This window comes from Streptomyces sp. AC550_RSS872 (assembly GCF_019049285.1).
Classification (GTDB): domain Bacteria; phylum Actinomycetota; class Actinomycetes; order Streptomycetales; family Streptomycetaceae; genus Streptomyces.
The window spans coordinates 74,424-91,483 of the sequence record NZ_JAGMUL010000128.1 but is presented as its reverse complement, the minus strand read 5'-3'; the positions used below and the strand labels follow the sequence as shown (position 1 = coordinate 91,483).

The 17,060-nt window shown below is 70.8% G+C and carries 14 protein-coding genes and 1 pseudogene; 10 read left to right on the top strand and 5 right to left on the bottom strand.

Going from position 1 to position 17,060, the window contains the following annotated elements; translation table 11 throughout:
- Nucleotides 1-4 precede the first annotated feature (4 nt).
- Nucleotides 5-187, bottom strand: a complete 183-nt coding sequence (locus tag KUM44_RS35510; protein ID WP_086731275.1) for a hypothetical protein — start codon at nucleotides 185-187, stop codon at nucleotides 5-7.
- 289 nt (nucleotides 188-476) lie between these two features.
- On the opposite strand from KUM44_RS35510, the gene KUM44_RS35505 reads away from it, so the two are divergent.
- The 3 genes and pseudogenes from KUM44_RS35505 to KUM44_RS35495 all read left to right on the top strand — a co-directional run bounded on the left by KUM44_RS35505 (nucleotide 477) and on the right by KUM44_RS35495 (nucleotide 6,099).
- On the top strand, nucleotides 477-3,341 hold the full coding sequence (locus KUM44_RS35505; protein ID WP_217213873.1) for a DEAD/DEAH box helicase: 2,865 nt from the start codon (nucleotides 477-479) through the stop codon (nucleotides 3,339-3,341).
- Nucleotides 3,338-4,624 (top strand): SWF or SNF family helicase, encoded by a 1,287-nt coding sequence (locus tag KUM44_RS35500; RefSeq protein WP_217213872.1) that lies wholly within the window; start codon nucleotides 3,338-3,340, stop codon nucleotides 4,622-4,624. Before KUM44_RS35505 ends, KUM44_RS35500 begins: the two co-directional genes overlap by 4 nt.
- Nucleotides 4,625-4,751: 127 nt before the next feature.
- Nucleotides 4,752-6,099 (top strand): annotated as a pseudogene (locus KUM44_RS35495) (esterase-like activity of phytase family protein).
- A 6-nt stretch (nucleotides 6,100-6,105) separates the two neighbouring features.
- Here KUM44_RS35495 and KUM44_RS35490 read toward each other — a convergent pair.
- Together KUM44_RS35490 and xylA are read right to left on the bottom strand one after the other, a co-directional pair.
- Complete coding sequence (locus tag KUM44_RS35490) at nucleotides 6,106-6,375, bottom strand: hypothetical protein (protein ID WP_217213871.1); 270 nt, start codon at nucleotides 6,373-6,375, stop codon at nucleotides 6,106-6,108.
- A 402-nt stretch (nucleotides 6,376-6,777) separates the two neighbouring features.
- The gene (gene xylA / locus KUM44_RS35485; protein ID WP_217213870.1) at nucleotides 6,778-7,944 is read right to left on the bottom strand and encodes a xylose isomerase; all 1,167 of its coding nucleotides are present in this window, start codon (nucleotides 7,942-7,944) and stop codon (nucleotides 6,778-6,780) included.
- Between the two features lie 201 nt (nucleotides 7,945-8,145).
- Between xylA and xylB the strand changes: the two genes are divergently transcribed.
- The 5 genes from xylB to adh all read left to right on the top strand — a co-directional run bounded on the left by xylB (nucleotide 8,146) and on the right by adh (nucleotide 14,708).
- A complete protein-coding gene (gene xylB, locus KUM44_RS35480) occupies nucleotides 8,146-9,591 on the top strand; it encodes a xylulokinase (RefSeq protein WP_217213869.1) in 1,446 nt (481 codons plus the stop codon).
- A 14-nt stretch (nucleotides 9,592-9,605) separates the two neighbouring features.
- Nucleotides 9,606-10,814, top strand: a complete 1,209-nt coding sequence (locus KUM44_RS35475) for an ROK family transcriptional regulator (protein WP_217213868.1) — start codon at nucleotides 9,606-9,608, stop codon at nucleotides 10,812-10,814.
- Between the two features lie 255 nt (nucleotides 10,815-11,069).
- Nucleotides 11,070-11,669 carry an N-acetylmuramoyl-L-alanine amidase gene (locus KUM44_RS35470; protein WP_217213867.1) on the top strand — a complete coding sequence of 200 codons (600 nt, stop codon included), beginning with the start codon at nucleotides 11,070-11,072 and terminating at the stop codon, nucleotides 11,667-11,669.
- A 93-nt stretch (nucleotides 11,670-11,762) separates the two neighbouring features.
- The gene (locus tag KUM44_RS35465) at nucleotides 11,763-13,079 is read left to right on the top strand and encodes a GAF domain-containing protein (protein ID WP_217213866.1); all 1,317 of its coding nucleotides are present in this window, start codon (nucleotides 11,763-11,765) and stop codon (nucleotides 13,077-13,079) included.
- Nucleotides 13,080-13,184: 105 nt separating this feature from the next.
- Nucleotides 13,185-14,708: an aldehyde dehydrogenase gene (gene adh / locus KUM44_RS35460; protein WP_217213865.1), complete on the top strand. Its 1,524-nt coding sequence runs from the start codon at nucleotides 13,185-13,187 to the stop codon at nucleotides 14,706-14,708.
- Between the two features lie 160 nt (nucleotides 14,709-14,868).
- Here adh and KUM44_RS35455 read toward each other — a convergent pair whose 3' ends face one another.
- Together KUM44_RS35455 and KUM44_RS35450 are read right to left on the bottom strand one after the other, a co-directional pair.
- Nucleotides 14,869-15,018, bottom strand: a complete 150-nt coding sequence (locus tag KUM44_RS35455; protein WP_254390586.1) for an integrase — start codon at nucleotides 15,016-15,018, stop codon at nucleotides 14,869-14,871.
- A gap of 97 nt (nucleotides 15,019-15,115) precedes the next feature.
- Nucleotides 15,116-15,367 carry a hypothetical protein gene (locus KUM44_RS35450; protein ID WP_217213948.1) on the bottom strand — a complete coding sequence of 84 codons (252 nt, stop codon included), beginning with the start codon at nucleotides 15,365-15,367 and terminating at the stop codon, nucleotides 15,116-15,118.
- Nucleotides 15,368-16,037: 670 nt separating this feature from the next.
- Here KUM44_RS35450 and KUM44_RS35445 point away from each other — a divergent pair.
- Complete coding sequence (locus KUM44_RS35445; RefSeq protein ID WP_217213947.1) at nucleotides 16,038-16,451, top strand: hypothetical protein; 414 nt, start codon at nucleotides 16,038-16,040, stop codon at nucleotides 16,449-16,451.
- Nucleotides 16,452-16,631: 180 nt separating this feature from the next.
- Nucleotides 16,632-16,925, top strand: coding sequence for a hypothetical protein (locus tag KUM44_RS35440; protein WP_217213864.1), 294 nt, complete (start codon nucleotides 16,632-16,634; stop codon nucleotides 16,923-16,925).
- Nucleotides 16,926-17,060: the final 135 nt, after the last annotated feature.

Sequence of the window (17,060 nt, the reverse complement as noted above, 5' to 3'; positions counted from 1 at the left end):
GGGGTCAGCGACCGAGTTCCTTGCGTGTGACACGGCGCAGCCTGCGCCGCTGTGACGGGTCGAGCGTGAGGTACGCGGCGGCCGGGACTCCCAGGACTATCAGCAGCGCGGCCCACCAGGGCAGCCAGATCAACAGGATGAGACCGGCCGCCACACCTCCCGCGGCGATCTTCGCGTTCTTCGACATGTGCGTCGCCTCCTTCGCGGCCACTGCCGCTCTCTGACCTGAAAACGGGTCCGCGCTTCCAGCGGTTCCGAACCGCGACCCTGAGACGACCCTGAGGTGCGGCCCCTACTGGTCACGGAGTTCCGGTACCGACCGATGCGCGATCAACGTGCCGGGCTCCGCACGAGGGAGATACCCCGTCGACAAGACAGTGACCCAGATCACTTCTCCAGCTTGTCCGGCAGGCGCCCGACTGCTGTACCCTCGGCCACTCGACTGGGTAGTCAAATTTGAGGAGTGTCGCAGAGCTGTGCCGAGGCTTCCCGACGCAACACCGTCAGACATCTCCGAAGACATCTCCGAACTGGCCTGCTGCTGTGCCGTCTTCGTGCCCGGCGATCCGGCTCGCACCGGCCGGATCGCCTTCTGGCGTGCGGACGGCGGCGCCGTACCGCTCGTCGCGTCTGGATCCGTCGAAGAGCTGGCCGTCGCGCTGCCTGGCGACGACGGTGTGGAACTGGTGACCGTGCCGGCTGTTCTGCTTCCGGTGCGTGACGCCCTGCCGGTCCTCACGCGTGCGCGTACGTCCGTGCGGTCGCCCCGGGCATGCGTCTTCTGGGGTGCGGCCGCCGTACTGGCGCTTCAGTTCGTGGCACGTGGGCTGCTGCTGCCCGGCCTCTCGGCGGACGACCACGACGCCTGGCGCGCCGGACCTCTGCGGCCCGAGGACGTCGAGCAGGTGCGCGCACTTGCCGCCGCGATGCCTCCCGAGGCGCACGCCCTGCCGTTGGACGGCGTGCGGCCCCTGCGGTTGCCGGACCCGGAGCGGCTGTTGCGGGCCTTCCTGGACGCGATCGCCGATGCGCTTCCCCGCTCGCCCGCGGCGGCGCTCGTGACGGGCGGGCCCGCCTACGCCGTGCAGGAGCCGCAGCACGTGCCCGATCAGCGTGCGTGGGCCGCGGATGTCGCCGCCGGCCACGACGCGGGCGTACGGGTGTCCCTGCGGCTAGAGGTCCCCGGCCTCCGCACGGCGACCTCGGATGACGCGGCACTGTCGTTCCGGGCGGTGCCGCAAGTGCACAGCGTCAGCGATCCGACGCTGGTCGCGGACGCCGCCGACGTCTGGGCGGACGTCGGTGCCTTCGGCCCACGCGCGCGGATGGACGCCCTGCTGGCACTGCGCCGCGCGGCCCGCGTGTGGGCACCGCTCACACCGCTGCTCGCCGCAGCCGTCCCGAACGCGGTGGAACTGGCCGACGACGAGGTGACCGACCTCCTTCAAGAAGGCGCTCGGACCCTCGCCGGAGCAGGCATCGACGTGCACTGGCCCAAGGAGCTGGCCCACAGGCTGACCGCCCGCGCGGTGATCGGTCCACCGGACGACGAGGCGGCGCCCGGCAGGGTCTTCACCGACACGCCGTCGTTCCTGTCCGCCGACGCGCTGCTGGCCTTCAACTGGTGGTTCGCCGTGGGCGACCAGCGGCTCACGCGCGAGGAACTGGACCGTCTCGCCGAGGCGAACCGCCCCGTGGTGCGGCTGCGCGACCAGTGGGTCCTCGTCGATCCTCACGAAGTACGTCGCGCCCACGCGCAGCAGGACCACAAGGTGACGCCCATCGACGCGCTCGGCGCCGCTCTGACCGGCTCCACGGAGGTCGACGGCCGCCAGGTCGAGGTCCGGGCCACGGGCTGGCTGGCGGCGCTGCGCGAGCGGCTCGAGAACCCGGAGGGCCAGGAGCCGGTGGGCCAGCCGGCCGCCCTTGACGCCACGCTGCGGGACTACCAGCGGCGCGGCTTGAACTGGCTGGCCCGGATGACGTCCCTGGGCCTGGGCTGCTGTCTCGCCGACGACATGGGCCTCGGCAAGACGATCACGCTGATCGCGCTGCATCTGCACCGGCAGTCCGACGCCTCGTCGGCCGGCCCGACGCTGGTGGTGTGTCCGACGTCCCTGATGGGCAACTGGCAGCGCGAGATCGAGAGGTTCGCTCCTGGCACGCGCGCGCGCCGCTTTCACGGCTCACGGCGCGATCTGGGCTCGGTGGCGGACGGGGAGTTCGTGCTCACCACATACGGCACGATGCGCATGGACGCGCGCCGCCTCGCCGAGGTGCCCTGGGGCATGGTCGTGGCGGACGAGGCCCAGCACGTGAAGAACCCCTACTCGGCGACCGCGCGGGAGCTGCGCTCCATCGACGCACGCGCACGCGTGGCGCTCACCGGCACCCCCGTCGAGAACAACCTGTCCGAACTGTGGGCGATCCTCGACTGGACGACCCCCGGCCTGCTGGGCCGCCTCGGCACCTTCCGCACACGTTATGCCCAGGCCGTCGAGGGCGGACAGGACCCGGCCGCCGCCGAGCGCCTCACGCGACTCGTACGTCCTTTCCTGCTGCGCCGGCGCAAGTCGGACCCGGGGATCGCACCGGAGCTCCCGCCGAAGACGGAGACCGATCGTGCCGTGTCCCTCACCACCGAGCAGGCGGGTCTGTACGAGGCGGTGGTCCGCGAGACGCTCACGGAGATCGCAGGCGCCGACAGCATGGCGCGGCGCGGTCTGATCGTGAAGCTCCTGACGGGCCTGAAGCAGATCTGCAACCATCCGGCGCAGTTCCTCAAGGAGGAGCGGCCGAGGATCATCGGGCGCTCCGGGAAGCTGGAGCTGCTGGACGAGTTGCTCGACACGATCCTCTCCGAGGGGGCGAGCGTTCTGGTCTTCACGCAGTACGTGCAGATGGGACGCCTCATCGAACAACACCTGGCGGCTCGCGGCATGCCCTCGCAGTTCCTGCACGGCGGGACACCGGTGACCGAACGCGAGGCCTTGGTGCGGCGCTTCCAGGACGGTGAAGTGCCCGTCTTCCTGCTGTCGTTGAAGGCAGCCGGTACCGGCCTGAACCTCACCCGGGCCGAACATGTCGTGCACTACGACCGTTGGTGGAACCCCGCCGTCGAGGCTCAGGCCACCGACCGCGCCTACCGCATCGGCCAGACCCGGCCCGTGCAGGTGCACCGGCTGATCGCCGAGGGAACCATCGAGGACCGTATCGCCGACATGCTGAGCCGTAAGCGGGAGCTGGCCGACGCTGTGCTCGGCGCCGGCGAGTCGGCGCTCACCGAGCTGACGGACGCGGAGCTGGCCGATCTGGTGGAACTGCGAGGGGGCGCCCGATGACTCGACACGACGGTGACATGGAGCGCACGTTCGCCGCGCTGCCGCCCGCACACGGGCGCGGGTTCGCACAGACCTGGTGGGGTCAGGCCTGGTTGAAGGCGCTGGAGGAGACGGCGCTGGACTCCGGGCAGCTCAAGGCGGGCCGCGGGCTCGCGCGCGCGGGAGCGGTCGGCGCGGTGTCGGTGCGCCCGGGGCGTATCACGGCTGTCGTGCAGGGCCGCGACCGTACGGCGCACCGGGCCGACGTGCTGCTGGAGGAGCTGACCGGCGAGCAGTGGGACCGCTTCCTGGACATGGCCGTCGAGCGGACCGGGCACGTCGCGGCACTGCTGGACCGCGAGATGCCACCGCACCTGGTGGAGGACGCGGCGGCCACGGGCATCGAACTGCTGCCGGGCATGGGCGATCTGGAGCCGGAGTGCGGCTGCGGAGCCTGGGACCACTGCGGGCACACGGCGGCCCTCTGCTACCAGATGGCACGTCTCCTGGACCAGGACCCCTTCGTGCTGCTGCTGATGCGCGGACGGGGCGAACGCGACCTCCTGGACGACCTCCAGGCCCGCGGCGCGACACCCGCCGACACACCGTCCGAACGGTCAGCGTCGTCCGAGCCGGACGGCGTGGACGCCGCGGAGGCGTACGCGACCGGCGAGATCCTGCCGCCGCTTCCCGCGCTGCCCGAGCTGCCGGCCGAACCGGGACCAACGCCGTCCCTGGACACCGAGACGCCTCCCGGGCCCGGCGTCGACCCGGCCGCCCTGGAGTTCCTGGCCGCCCGGACCGCCACGGAAGCACACCGCATGCTCGTGGAAATCCTGCGTACGGGTTCGGGACATCGCGGCGTCGAAGCGAAGTTGACGCTCGGCCAGGACGCGGTACGCCTCGCCGTCGGCTCCCCCGTCGCCGGCGTGGCGGAGCGGTTGGCCGACGGATCGGGACGCGGCCGCGAAGGACTGGAGATCGCCGTACGCGCCTGGCATCTGGGAGGTGTCGCCGCGTTGTCCGTGCTGGACGAGGAGTGGACCGTCGAGGGCGAGACGCTCGCACGCGCGCGTGCCGCTCTGGAGGCTGCCTGGGACGAGGACGAACGGCCGTCGCTGCGGGCGAGGGGCAACCGGTGGACGGTCGTCGGCGCACAGAGGCAACTGCGCCTGGGGCGGGACGGACGGTGGTGGCCGTACCGCAGGGAACGGAGCCACTGGGTGCCCGCAGGAGGCCCCGCGCAGGATCCGGCGACCGCACTGGCCTCGGCGGACGTCGCGGCCGCGGAGGAGCAGGAGTGAGGCCTGCGGGGCGGCGACGTCGGCTCGCCGAGCGCCCGTCGTCCCGCGTTCGCTCCGTTGTCGTGCGGCGTTCCGCGTGGGCTCCAAATCTGGCCGCTGTCAGTGAACTTGGTCCTCTGGGGGCCCGATGTCCCCGCACCGCACCGGCCGGCGCCGTGCCCACCGTTTCATCGCCGGGGGCGTGCCCCTCGCCGTGATCGGGGCGCTCACGGCCGCCGGATCCGCCGTCGGCGCCGGGGACCGGGAGGGCCACGCACGCGTCGTGCGCACGGCGACGCTCGGCGACATCCCGCTCGGCGCCCTCAGCAACAGGTTGCTGCCCGGCACCGTGGACGACGACCGGGGTGTGGACCTCGGCGGCATCGGGAGCGACATCCATCCTGCGGGGCCGTCAGGACGAGTTCTGGACGGTCACGGACCGCGGCCCCAACGGCCAGCTCAAGATTGACGGCACGAAGCGCCGTACGTTCCCCGTACCGGGCTTCGACCCCGCGATCGTGAAGATCCGGGTGTCCGGAGGCACCGTGCGCGTGCTGGACGCGATCCCGATCACGACCGCTTCCGGGAAGCCCGTCACCGGATTGTCGAACCAGAAGGGGCGCGACGAGGCCCCGTACTCCTATGACGCGCGTACTCCTCTGTCGTACGACCCGAACGGGCTGGACACCGAGCGCATCGTGCGGGCCGCGGACGGGAGTTTCTGGCTCGTCGACGAATACGGGCCGTCCCTGGTGCATGTCTCCGCGCGCGGGAGGGTCCTCGCGCGCTACGTGCCGGAGGGGCTCGGCCCCACCGGCACGGCCTACCCGGTGGTGGAGGCACAGCCCTCCGTCCTGCTCCACCGGAAGATCAACCGCGGCTTCGAGGGACTGGCCCAACTGCCCGGTGGTGACCTGGTGCTGGCCGTCCAGAGCCCGTTGTCGCTGCCGGACACGGATGCCGGGGAGACGTCGCGCACCACGCGGCTGCTGCGCTTCTCGCCGAAGAAGAAGGCGGTCACCGCGGAGTACGCGTACCGCTTCGACCCGGTGAACGTGGTGGAGCCGAGCGAGGACGACACCTCTGAGCTGAAGATCTCGTCCCTCGTCGCGGTGGGCGGGAACCGGCTGCTGGTCGAGGAGCGCACCGACAACGCCGCTCGACTGCATCTGGTGCGTCCGGACCGCTCCGCCGGCATCCCCGGCGGTCCCTGGGACGACGACACGACGTCTCCGTCGCTGGAGCAGCTCGACGACCCGGCGGCCTCGGGTGTGCCGGTGCTTGCCAAGAAGCTGGTCGTCGACCTGGGCGCGGTCGCCGGTGTGCCCGGGAAGATCGAGGGCATCGCGCGCGTGGACCACGACACCCTGGCGCTCATCAACGACAACGACTTCGGGATGACGGACGGCGAGGGCGCGTTCGACGGCCAGGGCAGGCTGGTCGACAGCCGGGTGGAGACTTCCGTGGTCTACGTGCGGTTGCCTCGCGGGATCTGACCGCGGTTACGGCAGCTCGTCCGCCAACGACGGGAGCAGCGACTCGAGGTCGCTGGGAAGGTCGCTGGGAAGGTCGCTGGGCAGTTCCGTGGGGAATCCGGACGGGAGCGATGTCGGCAGTTCGCTCGGTAGCTTGCTGGGGAGCTCGGTAGGGATGCTGAAGGACGGCCTGGGCGAGCTGCTCGTGCTCTCGGCGGGCGATTTCTCGCCGGGTGAGTCGCCGCTGCCCGAGGCCATCAGGACCACGGCCACGACGGCTCCGACGGCGACGATCACGACGATCAGGATGACCAGCGCACTACGCCGCCGCCCCGGTCGGCCGCCTCCGCCAGGAGGCTCCTGCGGAGGCCAGCCACCGTACGGGGGCGGCCCGCTGTCTCCCGGAGGGGGTCCGTAGCCTCCGGGAGGCGGTCCGAATCCGCCGCCCGCAGGCGGCGTGTCACCCGGCGGTCCCGGCGGCTGAGGCGGTACGGGCGGCATGGCCATACCGTCAAGGGTCGGCCCGTGGCGGCCGGCACGCGACCCTCGCGCGGGAGTTGATACGGGCCCATGCCATGGATCGCATGGTTCCGGAACATTACGCGCGAAAATCGGTCAACTGCCCGCACCGCGTGTGACGGGATCCTCGGCGCCCGAGGCGGCGGGGGGTCACACGCGGTCGGGTACGCGCGCGTGGCCTCAGCCGCGGACGCCCAGCAGGTGGTCCATGGCCAGCTGGTCGAGACGCTCGAAGGCCATCCCGCGCGCGGCGGCCGCCTCGACGTCGAACTCCTCGAAGGCCGTGCGGTCGGCGAGCAGCGCCTTGAGGCCGTCCGCCGCCGTGGGTTGCGCAAGCTCGTCCAGGCGTGAGGCACGCAGGGCCTCCTGGACCTCCGGGTCGGCCCGGAAGGCGGCCGAACGCTCCTTGAGGATGAGGTAGTTGCGCATGCAGCCGGCAGCCGACGCCCACACGCCGTCGAGGTCCTCCGTCCGCGGCGGCTTGAAGTCGAAGTGCCGCGGTCCGGTGTAACCGGCGCTCTCCAGGAGGTCGACCAGCCAGAAGGCGGAGCGCAGGTCCCCGGCGCCGAAGCGCAGGTCCTGGTCGTACTTGATGCCGGACTGGCCGTTGAGGTCGATGTGGAAGAGCTTGCCCGCCCACAGCGCCTGTGCGATGCCGTGCGGGAAGTTGAGCCCGGCCATCTGCTCGTGGCCGACCTCGGGGTTGACGCCGTACAGCTCGGGACGCTCCAGGCGCTCGATGAACGCCAGGGCGTGGCCGACGGTGGGCAGCAGGATGTCGCCGCGCGGCTCGTTCGGCTTGGGCTCGATCGCGAACCTCAGGTCGTAGCCCTGGGAGGTCACGTACTCGCCGAGGAGGTCGAAGGCCTCCTTCATGCGGTCCAGGGCGACGCGTACGTCCTTGGCGGCGCCGGACTCGGCGCCCTCACGGCCGCCCCAGGCGACGTATGTCTCCGCGCCCAGCTCGGCCGCGAGGTCGATGTTGCGGATCGTCTTGCGCAGGGCGTAGCGGCGCACGTCGCGGTCGTTGGCGGTGAACGCGCCGTCCTTGAAGACGGGGTGCGTGAAGAGGTTGGTGGTGGCCATGGGCACCTTCATGCCGGTGACGTCGAGGACCTCGCGGAAACGCTTGATGTGCGCCTCGCGCTCGCTGTCCGAGGACCCGAAGGGGATCAGGTCGTCGTCGTGGAAGGTGACGCCGTGGGCGCCGAGCTCGGCCAGGCGCTGCACCGTCTCGACCGGGTCGAGGGCACGGCGGGTGGCGTCGCCGAAGGGGTCCCGCCCCTGCCAGCCGACGGTCCACAGGCCGAAGGTGAACCTGTCCTCGGGGGTGGGCTGGTAGCTCATGCCGCGGCTCCTTGCTTGCTGACGACTGCTTGCACGACTCGCTACGACTATTTCGTCATGGCGCTTTACAAATTAGTATGCCCACGCGTCCCTGGGAAGGGACAAGATGTCCCCGAAGGGGTGAGGTCCGGGTCGTGACACTCCGGGCACCCTCGAAACAGCAGGTCAGATCCCGTAGAGCCGCGGAAAAGGGAGAGCCCGATGTCAGCAGCCGAGGGTCCGCTCGTAGTCGGCGTGGACACGTCCACGCAGTCCACCAAGGCGCTGGTCGTCGACGCGTCGACGGGCCGGGTCGTCGCGAGCGGCCAGGCACCGCACACGGTGTCCTCCGGAGCCGGCCGCGAGAGCGACCCTCGCCAGTGGTGGGACGCCCTGCGCGAGGCGCTGCGCCAGTGCGGCGACGCGGCGCACGAGGCCGCCGCGGTGTCGATCGGCGGGCAGCAGCACGGCCTGGTCACCCTGGACGACCGGGGCGAGCCGGTGCGTCCGGCCCTGCTGTGGAACGACGTGCGCTCGGCGCCTCAGGCCCGCCGGCTGACCGAGGAGCTGGGCGGCGCGAAGTTCTGGGCCGAGCGCACCGGCTCCGTCCCGGCAGCCTCCTTCACCGTGACGAAGTGGGCCTGGCTGGCCGAGAACGAGCCGGAGTCCGTGAGGGCCACCAAGGCCGTACGCCTCCCCCACGACTACCTGACCGAACGGCTCACCGGGCAGGGCACCACCGACCGCGGCGACGCCTCCGGTACCGGATGGTGGGCGTCGGGGACGGAGTCGTACGACGAGGAGATCCTCGCGCGCGTGGGGCTCGACCCGGCGATGCTGCCCCGCGTGGTCCGGTCCGGCGAGGTGGCGGGGACCGTGCGCGACAGCCATGACCTGCCGTTCTCCAAGGGCACCCTGGTCGCGCCCGGCACCGGCGACAACGCCGCCGCAGCGCTGGGTCTCGGCCTGCGTCCCGGCATGCCGGTGCTGAGCCTCGGCACGTCGGGCACGGTGTACGCCGTGTCGAAGCGGCGCCCCGCCGACCCGACCGGCACCGTGGCGGGCTTCGCCGACGCCCACGGCGACTGGCTGCCGCTGGCGTGCACCCTTAACTGCACGCTCGCCGTCGACCGCCTCGCGACCCTGCTGGGCCTCGACCGCGAGGCCGTGGAACCCACCACCGGCCTCACACTGCTGCCCTACCTGGACGGCGAACGCACCCCGAACCTGCCGAACGCCTCCGGCCTCCTACACGGGCTGCGCCACGACACGACCGCCGGCCAGCTCCTCCAGGCCGCCTACGACGGTGCCGTCCACGCGCTGCTCGGCGCCCTGGACCTGGTCCTGGACGAGGACGCGGACCGTTCGGCGCCACTGCTTCTGATCGGCGGCGGCGCCCGGGGCACGGCCTGGCAGCAGACCGTACGGCGGCTGTCGGGACGTCCGGTACAGGTCCCCGAGGCCAAGGAGCTGGTCGCGCTGGGCGCCGCGGCCCAGGCGGCCGGCCTGCTGACCGGCGAGGATCCGGCGGCGGTGGCCCGGCGCTGGAACACCACCCGGGGGCCCGTGCTCGACGCCGTGGAGCGCGACGACGAAACGCTGGCCAGGATCAGCGGGGTACTCTCCGACGCGGCCCCGCTGCTGGAGCGGAGCCCCGAGGCGCATTGAGGACTGACGGAGGCATGACCGCACCGCTGCACGAGGCCCACCCGACCGGCGTGGGGCGCGCGCTGCCCAACACCCAGCAGGGGATGCGCCGCCGCAACCTCGCCAAGGTGATGCACACCGTCAGCGCCGAGGGCCCCCTCTCCCGTGCCGCCGTCGCCTCCCGCATCGGGCTGACCCGCGCGGCCGTGTCCACCCTCGTCGACGAACTGATCCGCTCGGGACTCCTGGAGGAACTCGGTCCCGAGCGGCCCGGCCGGGTGGGCCGTCCCGGGTCGGCGCTGGCCGTCAGCGGGCGCGGCCCGGCCGGGATCGGGGCGGAGGTCGGCGTCGACCATCTCGCCGTCTGCGCGGTCGATCTGCGCGGCGAAGTGCGCTCCAGGGCGGTGCGGCACGGCGCGAACCGTGGCCGGGACCCCGAGCCGGTGATCGAGGAACTCGGCGAGTTGATACGCCAGGTCGTCGCCGAGGCCGAGCGTGAAGGGCTGTGGCCCGCCGGCCTGGCGGTCGCCGTGCCGGGTCTGGTGGCACGCGACGGCCGCACGGTCGTACGCGCCCCGAACCTCGACTGGCGCGACCGGGACCTCGGCGACCTGCTCCCGGCGGACTTCCCGCTGACCGTGGGCAACGAGGCCAACTTCGGTGCCCTCGCCGAACTCTGGCTCGGTGAGGGGACTCCGCGTGACTTCCTGCACGTGTCGGCGGAGATCGGCATCGGTGCGGCGGTCGTCGTGGACGGCGGACTGCTGCGTGGAACGCACGGTTTCGCGGGCGAGTTGGGGCATGTGCCGGTCCAGCCGGACGGACCCGGTTGTCCCTGCGGGGGACGCGGGTGCCTGGAGCAGTACGCCGGTGAGGAGGCGGTGCTGCGCGCGGCCGGACTGGAACCGGGCGAGGACCGCGTCGGGCTGCTCGCAGGGCGTGCGGCCGAGGGCGACGAGGACGTACGGCGCGCCCTGCGCGACGCGGGAACGGCGCTCGGTATCGCGCTGACGGGCGCGGTCAATCTGCTGGACCCGGAGAGTGTGGTGCTGGGCGGTGCGCTGGCCGGGCTCGCGCCATGGCTGCTGCCCGCGCTGGAGGCCGAGCTGGACCGGCGCACCGCCGGGCCTGCCTGTCCGGTGTCCGTGTCGGGGCTGGGTCCCGAGGGGCCGTTGCTGGGGGCCGCTCACTCGGTGGTGCGCAGCGTGCTGGACGATCCGGTGGCGGTCGCGGAACGGGGCTGAATCCGGGTGTGGGGCGAGTCTGGTTCCGGGCGAGAAAATCGCCTGTTCCAGTCCGAGGTCCCTCGTGAGGGTGGGCAAGTTATCCACAATCACGCGCCTGTCCACGGAACCCAGGCTCGCTCTTCTGCCCAACCCGTGGGCGCCGTACCGTGATTCACGCGAGGAGCAGCCGTCGTGGCACGGCGACGGGGCACGAGGTCATCTCGACGGGCCCGGTCCTCCAGCCGAGCTCAACTCCGAAAGGCAGCCCCCCTCTTGAACCGCAAAAGTCCACGCCCCAGCCGACGTCAGCTCCTCCAGGGCACCGCCCTCGCCGCCCTCCCCTACGTCCTGCTCCCCGAATGGCAGGCCGGTGCGCATGTTCCCGGACCGGACCACCCGCTCGCCGAATGGCGGCCGGCGAGCGCCGCGAACTACACGGCGGCGAACCGCCCTGTGACCCATCCCGTCGATCGAGTGATCATCCACATGACACAGACCACGTACACCAAAACCCTGTTCCTCTTCGAGAACCCCAAGAAGAAGGTCTCCGCCCACTACGTCGTCCGATCCGCCGACGGGCACACGTCCCAGTGCGTTCGCGAGTCGGACATCGCCTGGCACGCCGGGGACTGGGACCACAACACGCGGAGCATCGGCATCGAGCACGAAGGCTGGGTGGACCGGTCCGGCTACTTCACCGCCGTCATGTACGAGACGTCCGCCCGGCTCACGGCGGCCATCTGCACCAGACACGGCATACCGAAGGACCGCGCGCACATCATCGGACACTACGAGGTGCCGGGCACGGACCACACCGACCCCGGGCCGAACTGGGACTGGGCGCACTACATACGACTGGTCAACGGCGTATGAGGACTCGCCCGGTTCGCACGGCCCACCCAGGGGTGCGCATCGTTCGGGTGGGCCGGGTCGAAAAGGTTGTCCGGGTGCGCACCCGGAGTGACGATGTCCCCAGCCGCATCGCCTTCCTGGGAGGCCGAGTTGAGCGATCCATGGGTGGCCCTGGAGCCGGGGGCCGACGCTGCCGAGCGGGTACGGGTACTGCGTCGTGCGCATGAGACGTTCACCGAGGTGGGCACCGTGCCCAAGCCGGTGCGTGCCGTGGTGGCTGACTCGTGGCGGCGTTCCGCTCGGGCCGGGGTCGGCCCGGACGGGACGGCGAGCGTGGAGCTCGCGGACAGCGATCTCGGCGCCTATCGCGCGGAGCATCCGCTGGCGCGGGTGATGCCGCTGTTCCGGGAGTTGCTGGGCACGTTCGCTGCCGACGGCGAGCATCTGCTCGCGGTGTGCGACGCACAAGGCAGGCTGCTGTGGGTCGAGGGCCATCCGACGACCCGGCGAAGGGCGGGAGGGATGAACTTCGTGCCGGGTGCGCGGTGGGCGGAGACCGCGGTCGGGACGAACGCGCCGGGTACGGCGGTGGCCGTGGACCGGCCGGTGCAGGTGTTCGCGGCCGAGCACTTCATCCGCCGGGTGCAGCCCTGGACCTGTGCGGCGGCGCCGGTGCACGATCCGCGTACCGGGCGGGTGCTCGGGGCGGTGGACATCACCGGTGGGGACGGCCTCGCGCATCCGCACAGCCTGGGGTTCGTGCAGGCGGTCGCGCGTGCCGCGGAGTCCCATCTGGCGCTGCTCGCCCCGCAGTCGCCGGGCGCCGACGCGCCCGAGCTGTGCGCGCTGGGCCGCGACGAGGCGCAGCTGCTCATCGGCGGCCGCAGGGTCAGACTCAGTCGCCGGCACAGCGAGATCCTGGTGCTGCTGGCCCGCCACCCGGAGGGCCTGACCGGTGACGAGCTGTTGTGCGCCCTGTACGAGGACGAGACGGTGACGCCCGTGACCCTGCGGGCGGAGCTGGCCCGGCTGCGCCGGATCCTGGGCCCCGGGCTGTTCGGATCGCGGCCGTACCGGCTCACGGTGCCGGTCGAGTCGGACGTGGCGGTCGTCGAACGTCGCCTGGAGGCCGGTGCGATCACCGGGGCGGCCATGGCCTACACCGGCCCGCTGCTGCCCGGCTCCCAGGCACCGGCGGTGGTGCGGCTCAGGCTGCGCCTCGCCGACGGTCTGCGTACGGCGCTGGTCGCCCGTCGCGATCCCGACCTGCTGGCTGACTGGGCGCACGCCCCGTGGGGCGAGGACGACCTCGACGCATGGCGGGCACTCGCCGCCGTACGCCCCACGCCGGCGGTGCGCTCGCGGCTCGCGGCGCTGGAGTGGGAGCTGTCGGCACCGCCGCCCGCCCGGCGGCACCGTCCGGCGCACTGACCGCCAGCCCCCGGCCCGCGCAACGTACTTGCAACCTCGCCGTTCCTAGCCTCGCGGCGAGAGCTGCCCAACGGCGGGCAGCACTTCTTCGGGAGGCAGAGCAGTATGACCCGTTACGCGGCGCCCGGCACCGAGGGTGCGATCGTCTCCTACCAGGCGCGCTACGACCACTTCATCGGCGGTGAGTACGTGGCGCCGATCCGGGGGCAGTACTTCGAGAACTCGTCGCCGGTGAACGGGCAGCCGTTCACCGAGATCGCGCGCGGCACGGCGGAGGACGTGGAGCGGGCGCTCGACGCGGCGCACGCGGCCGCCCCCGCATGGGGCCGGGCCTCGGTGACCGAGCGCGCCGACATCCTGCGGAAGATCGCCGACCGGATGGAGGCGAACCTGGAGAAGCTGGCCGTCGCCGAGAGCTGGGAGAACGGCAAACCGGTGCGCGAGACGCTGGCGGCCGACATCCCGCTCGCCATCGACCACTTCCGCTACTTCGCGGGGGCGATCAGGGCGCAGGAGGGCTCGCTCGGCGAGGTCGACGACGACACGGTGGCGTACCACTTCCACGAGCCGCTCGGCGTGGTCGCGCAGATCATCCCGTGGAACTTCCCGATCCTCATGGCGACGTGGAAGCTCGCGCCGGCGTTGGCCGCGGGCAACGCGGTCGTGCTCAAGCCGGCCGAGCAGACCCCGGCGTCGATCCACTACTGGCTGAGCCTGGTCGCCGACCTGCTGCCACCGGGCGTCGTGAACATCGTCAACGGCTTCGGCGTGGAAGCGGGCAAGCCGCTGGCGTCCAGCGCCCGGGTGGCCAAAGTGGCGTTCACCGGCGAGACGACGACCGGTCGGCTGATCATGCAGTACGCCTCGGAGAACATCACCCCGGTCACCCTCGAACTCGGCGGCAAGTCCCCGAACATCTTCTTCGACGACGTCTGGGCCGCGAACGACGACTTCCGGGACAAGGCCCTCGAAGGCTTCACCATGTTCGCGCTCAACCAAGGCGAGGTGTGCACGTGCCCGTCGCGGGCGCTGGTGCAGCGCGGCCAGTACGCCGACTTCATGGAGGCGGCGGTCGCCCGCACCGAGCAGATCAAGACCGGCCACCCGCTGGACACGGACACGATGATCGGCGCGCAGGCCTCCAACGACCAGTTGGAGAAGATCCTCTCCTACCTCGACATCGGCCGGCAGGAGGGCGCCCGCGTCCTCACGGGTGGCGAACGCATCGAGCACGACGGCGAGTTGAAGGGCGGCTACTACGTCCAGCCGACGATCTTCGAGGGCGACAACCGCATGCGGATCTTCCAGGAGGAGATCTTCGGCCCGGTCGTCTCGGTGACGTCCTTCGACGACTTCGACGACGCGATCAAGATCGCCAACGACACGCTGTACGGGCTCGGCGCGGGCGTGTGGACACGGGACGTCAACACGGCGTACCGCGCGGGCCGCGCCATCCAGGCGGGCCGAGTGTGGACCAACTGCTACCACGCATACCCGGCCCATGCGGCGTTCGGCGGCTACAAGGGCTCGGGCATCGGCCGTGAGACGCACAAGATGATGCTGGAGCACTATCAGCAGACGAAGAACCTGCTGGTGAGCTACTCGCCGAAGAAGCTGGGCTTCTTCTAGAGGCACGAAAAAGGGCGCCTGACCTGGGCTTTGCCCGCCAGGCGCCTTCCCCTCGACCGGCCCAGAGCAAGGACCGACTTACGCCATAACTCCCAGTTCCTCCCACCGCTGTCCCGCTCCTGACCAATACATCCGGACCAGTCACGGACCAAACCCCGACTCACCCTTCAGCCCCCGCACCCTGGCTGACGCGGTCCCACTCCTGCATGGACTGCTCGATGAGCCGGTTGGCCTGCTCTCGGACGCCGTCGAGGAACTTGGCGTAGTGGCGGAAGAGGACCTCAATGCTCTGGCCGCGCGACGAGCGCACTCGGCGGGGTCCACACCGGAGTACAGCCAGAACGAGATCCCGGCGTGCCGGAGATCGTAGGGCCGCTTGGCCAGCTTGGAGGCGAGTTCTGTACGGGTCAGGACGTACTTTTGTGCCCGCGCCCACGTTGTGCCATATGGTCGTACCATGCCGTCCGCTGCTTGATGGCTCGCAGCTCGGACGCTGGCAGCCCTGTGTGCTCATCGAAGGGCTCACCATCGCGCGCCGCGGTCATCAGCTTTGAGAGCCTGCTGTCGGCGAGCCCGACGGTCATGAATGACTCCGATTTTTCGCGCCCGTTGACCGTCCACCGGACCATAAACGGCTTGCCGCCGATCGGGGCGCTCACGCCAGCCGTCGCAGCGATCCTGCGCAGTTCTCGGTAGATGTTCTTGTCCGCTGCCTCGCCCGTGGGCGCGCCAGCCGCCGCCGTCGGGGATGCGGCCGACCTTCTTGACGTCGATGTGGACCATGTGTCCGGGGCGGCGGGCGGTGATCTTCCGTGGTTCGCGGTTGGTCTCGCCGTTGGGGTCAATGAGCCTCTTCAGTGAGCTTCTTCGGTCTGGCCACCGATCTGGTGACGGTCCGCGAGGCGGAACGAGCGAGGCCCCCGGGCTGTTGATGGATATGTCTGACGTCTCAATCACGCTGCTCGGGGGCCTCGTTGGTCATCACCTGATCGATGCCCACCTCGAAGAAGCTCACTGAACGTCCGCTGCCAAGAGATCGCCGACTTCCTCGCCGCCACTGTCGCCGCGAACGATCGTGTCCTGTCTCAACCGACCTGAGGCACTGCGGCGTTGCGCGCATGCCCGGGAACGGTATGGAGCGCCGCGAGCCAGGCGGTACCTGGAACCTTCTAGGGTCCGGCGGGTACGGCAGTGGGGCACAGTGAGCGGGGGCGGGGATGGACCGTTCCGCTCGCCGTGCCGGAGAGAGCTTCCGTCAGGCGGGCGAGCCGTCGGGGCCGGTCCCGGGCTGCGATGACGAGAGCGACAGACGAAACAGATGGGGCACACATGACTTCGTCCAGGAAACTCGCCGCCTTGGCCAGTGGCCTCGCCATGACCGCCGGGCTTCTCGTCGGAGGGGCGGGGAACGCCGGTGCGGCCGAGCGGGGGGTCCGGGCCGCTTGCCACGACGGGGACGTCAGCTTCACCAAGGCCGCGGATAACTACTACTACCCGACCAGCCCCACCGGTCGGCTCACAACCAGCGCCAACTGCAACGACATCAACCTGCGGTACACCAACGGTGGTTCGCGCAACGTCAAGGTGTGCTTCTACCCGAGCTCCGGTGGCGAGGACTGCCAGGATGACTGGAAGCGGGTCGGCTCCAACTGGACCGTGATCGCCACGGACGTGCTCGACGGTACCAAGTACCGCTTCCGCTTCGGACTCAGCCACGAGGCAAACGGCCAGTACGCCGACTGAGATCCGCACGCCCTGTTGAGACTTTTCGGCGACCCTCCTCTAGTGATCGCCAGAAAGCCTCACAGTCGAGAGTTACCGCTGCGCAGACTGTGGTCAAGGTTCGCGCAAGGTTTCCGCAAACCGTCTGCCCATTCTTGAGCAGACGCAACGACGCCATCTGAGCCCTACGAAGGGGAAAACATGCGCATCCGTACCCGCCGAATGAATATCGGCCTGATGTCAGCTGCGATTCTTCTGTCCAGCGCGGGTCTGGGCCTGACCACCGCCTCCCCGGCCTCCGCGGCCTGCGACGTCCGTTCCGGAATCATCGGCGACGTGGCGTGGGCGAAGAACGTGTGCAGCGCGAAGCTCTACCGGAAATTCGTGTGGGGCGCCGCACCGGACAGTCCGTGCTACATCTTCAGGCCGGGGCATTCCCATGAGGTTGAAAGGCCCTTCCGCTGGGCCACCTTCGAGGGCATGAAGTCCTGCTGAGGGCACTCACGCGATCTCGCAGCGGCCCGGAGTGTCACGTTGGCACTCCCGGCCCGCGAGTATCACCCGGGAGCCCGGAGCCTCCCCCTGAGTGGTGGACACCCTGACCTCGACCCCAATGGGGCTGCACCGCGA

Excerpts from the sequence above, each read along its gene's own strand:
- xylB (WP_217213869.1), top strand. The coding sequence starts at position 8,146 with ATGTCAGCAGCCGAGGGTCCGCTCGTAGTCGGCGTGGACACGTCCACG.
- KUM44_RS35445 (WP_217213947.1), top strand. The coding sequence starts at position 16,038 with ATGACTTCGTCCAGGAAACTCGCCGCCTTGGCCAGTGGCCTCGCCATG.
- adh (WP_217213865.1), top strand. The coding sequence starts at position 13,185 with ATGACCCGTTACGCGGCGCCCGGCACCGAGGGTGCGATCGTCTCCTAC.
- xylA (WP_217213870.1), bottom strand. The coding sequence starts at position 7,944 with ATGAGCTACCAGCCCACCCCCGAGGACAGGTTCACCTTCGGCCTGTGG.
- KUM44_RS35475 (WP_217213868.1), top strand. The coding sequence starts at position 9,606 with ATGACCGCACCGCTGCACGAGGCCCACCCGACCGGCGTGGGGCGCGCG.
- KUM44_RS35465 (WP_217213866.1), top strand. The coding sequence starts at position 11,763 with ATGTCCCCAGCCGCATCGCCTTCCTGGGAGGCCGAGTTGAGCGATCCA.
- KUM44_RS35440 (WP_217213864.1), top strand. The coding sequence starts at position 16,632 with ATGCGCATCCGTACCCGCCGAATGAATATCGGCCTGATGTCAGCTGCG.
- KUM44_RS35500 (WP_217213872.1), top strand. The coding sequence starts at position 3,338 with ATGACTCGACACGACGGTGACATGGAGCGCACGTTCGCCGCGCTGCCG.
- KUM44_RS35510 (WP_086731275.1), bottom strand. The coding sequence starts at position 187 with ATGTCGAAGAACGCGAAGATCGCCGCGGGAGGTGTGGCGGCCGGTCTC.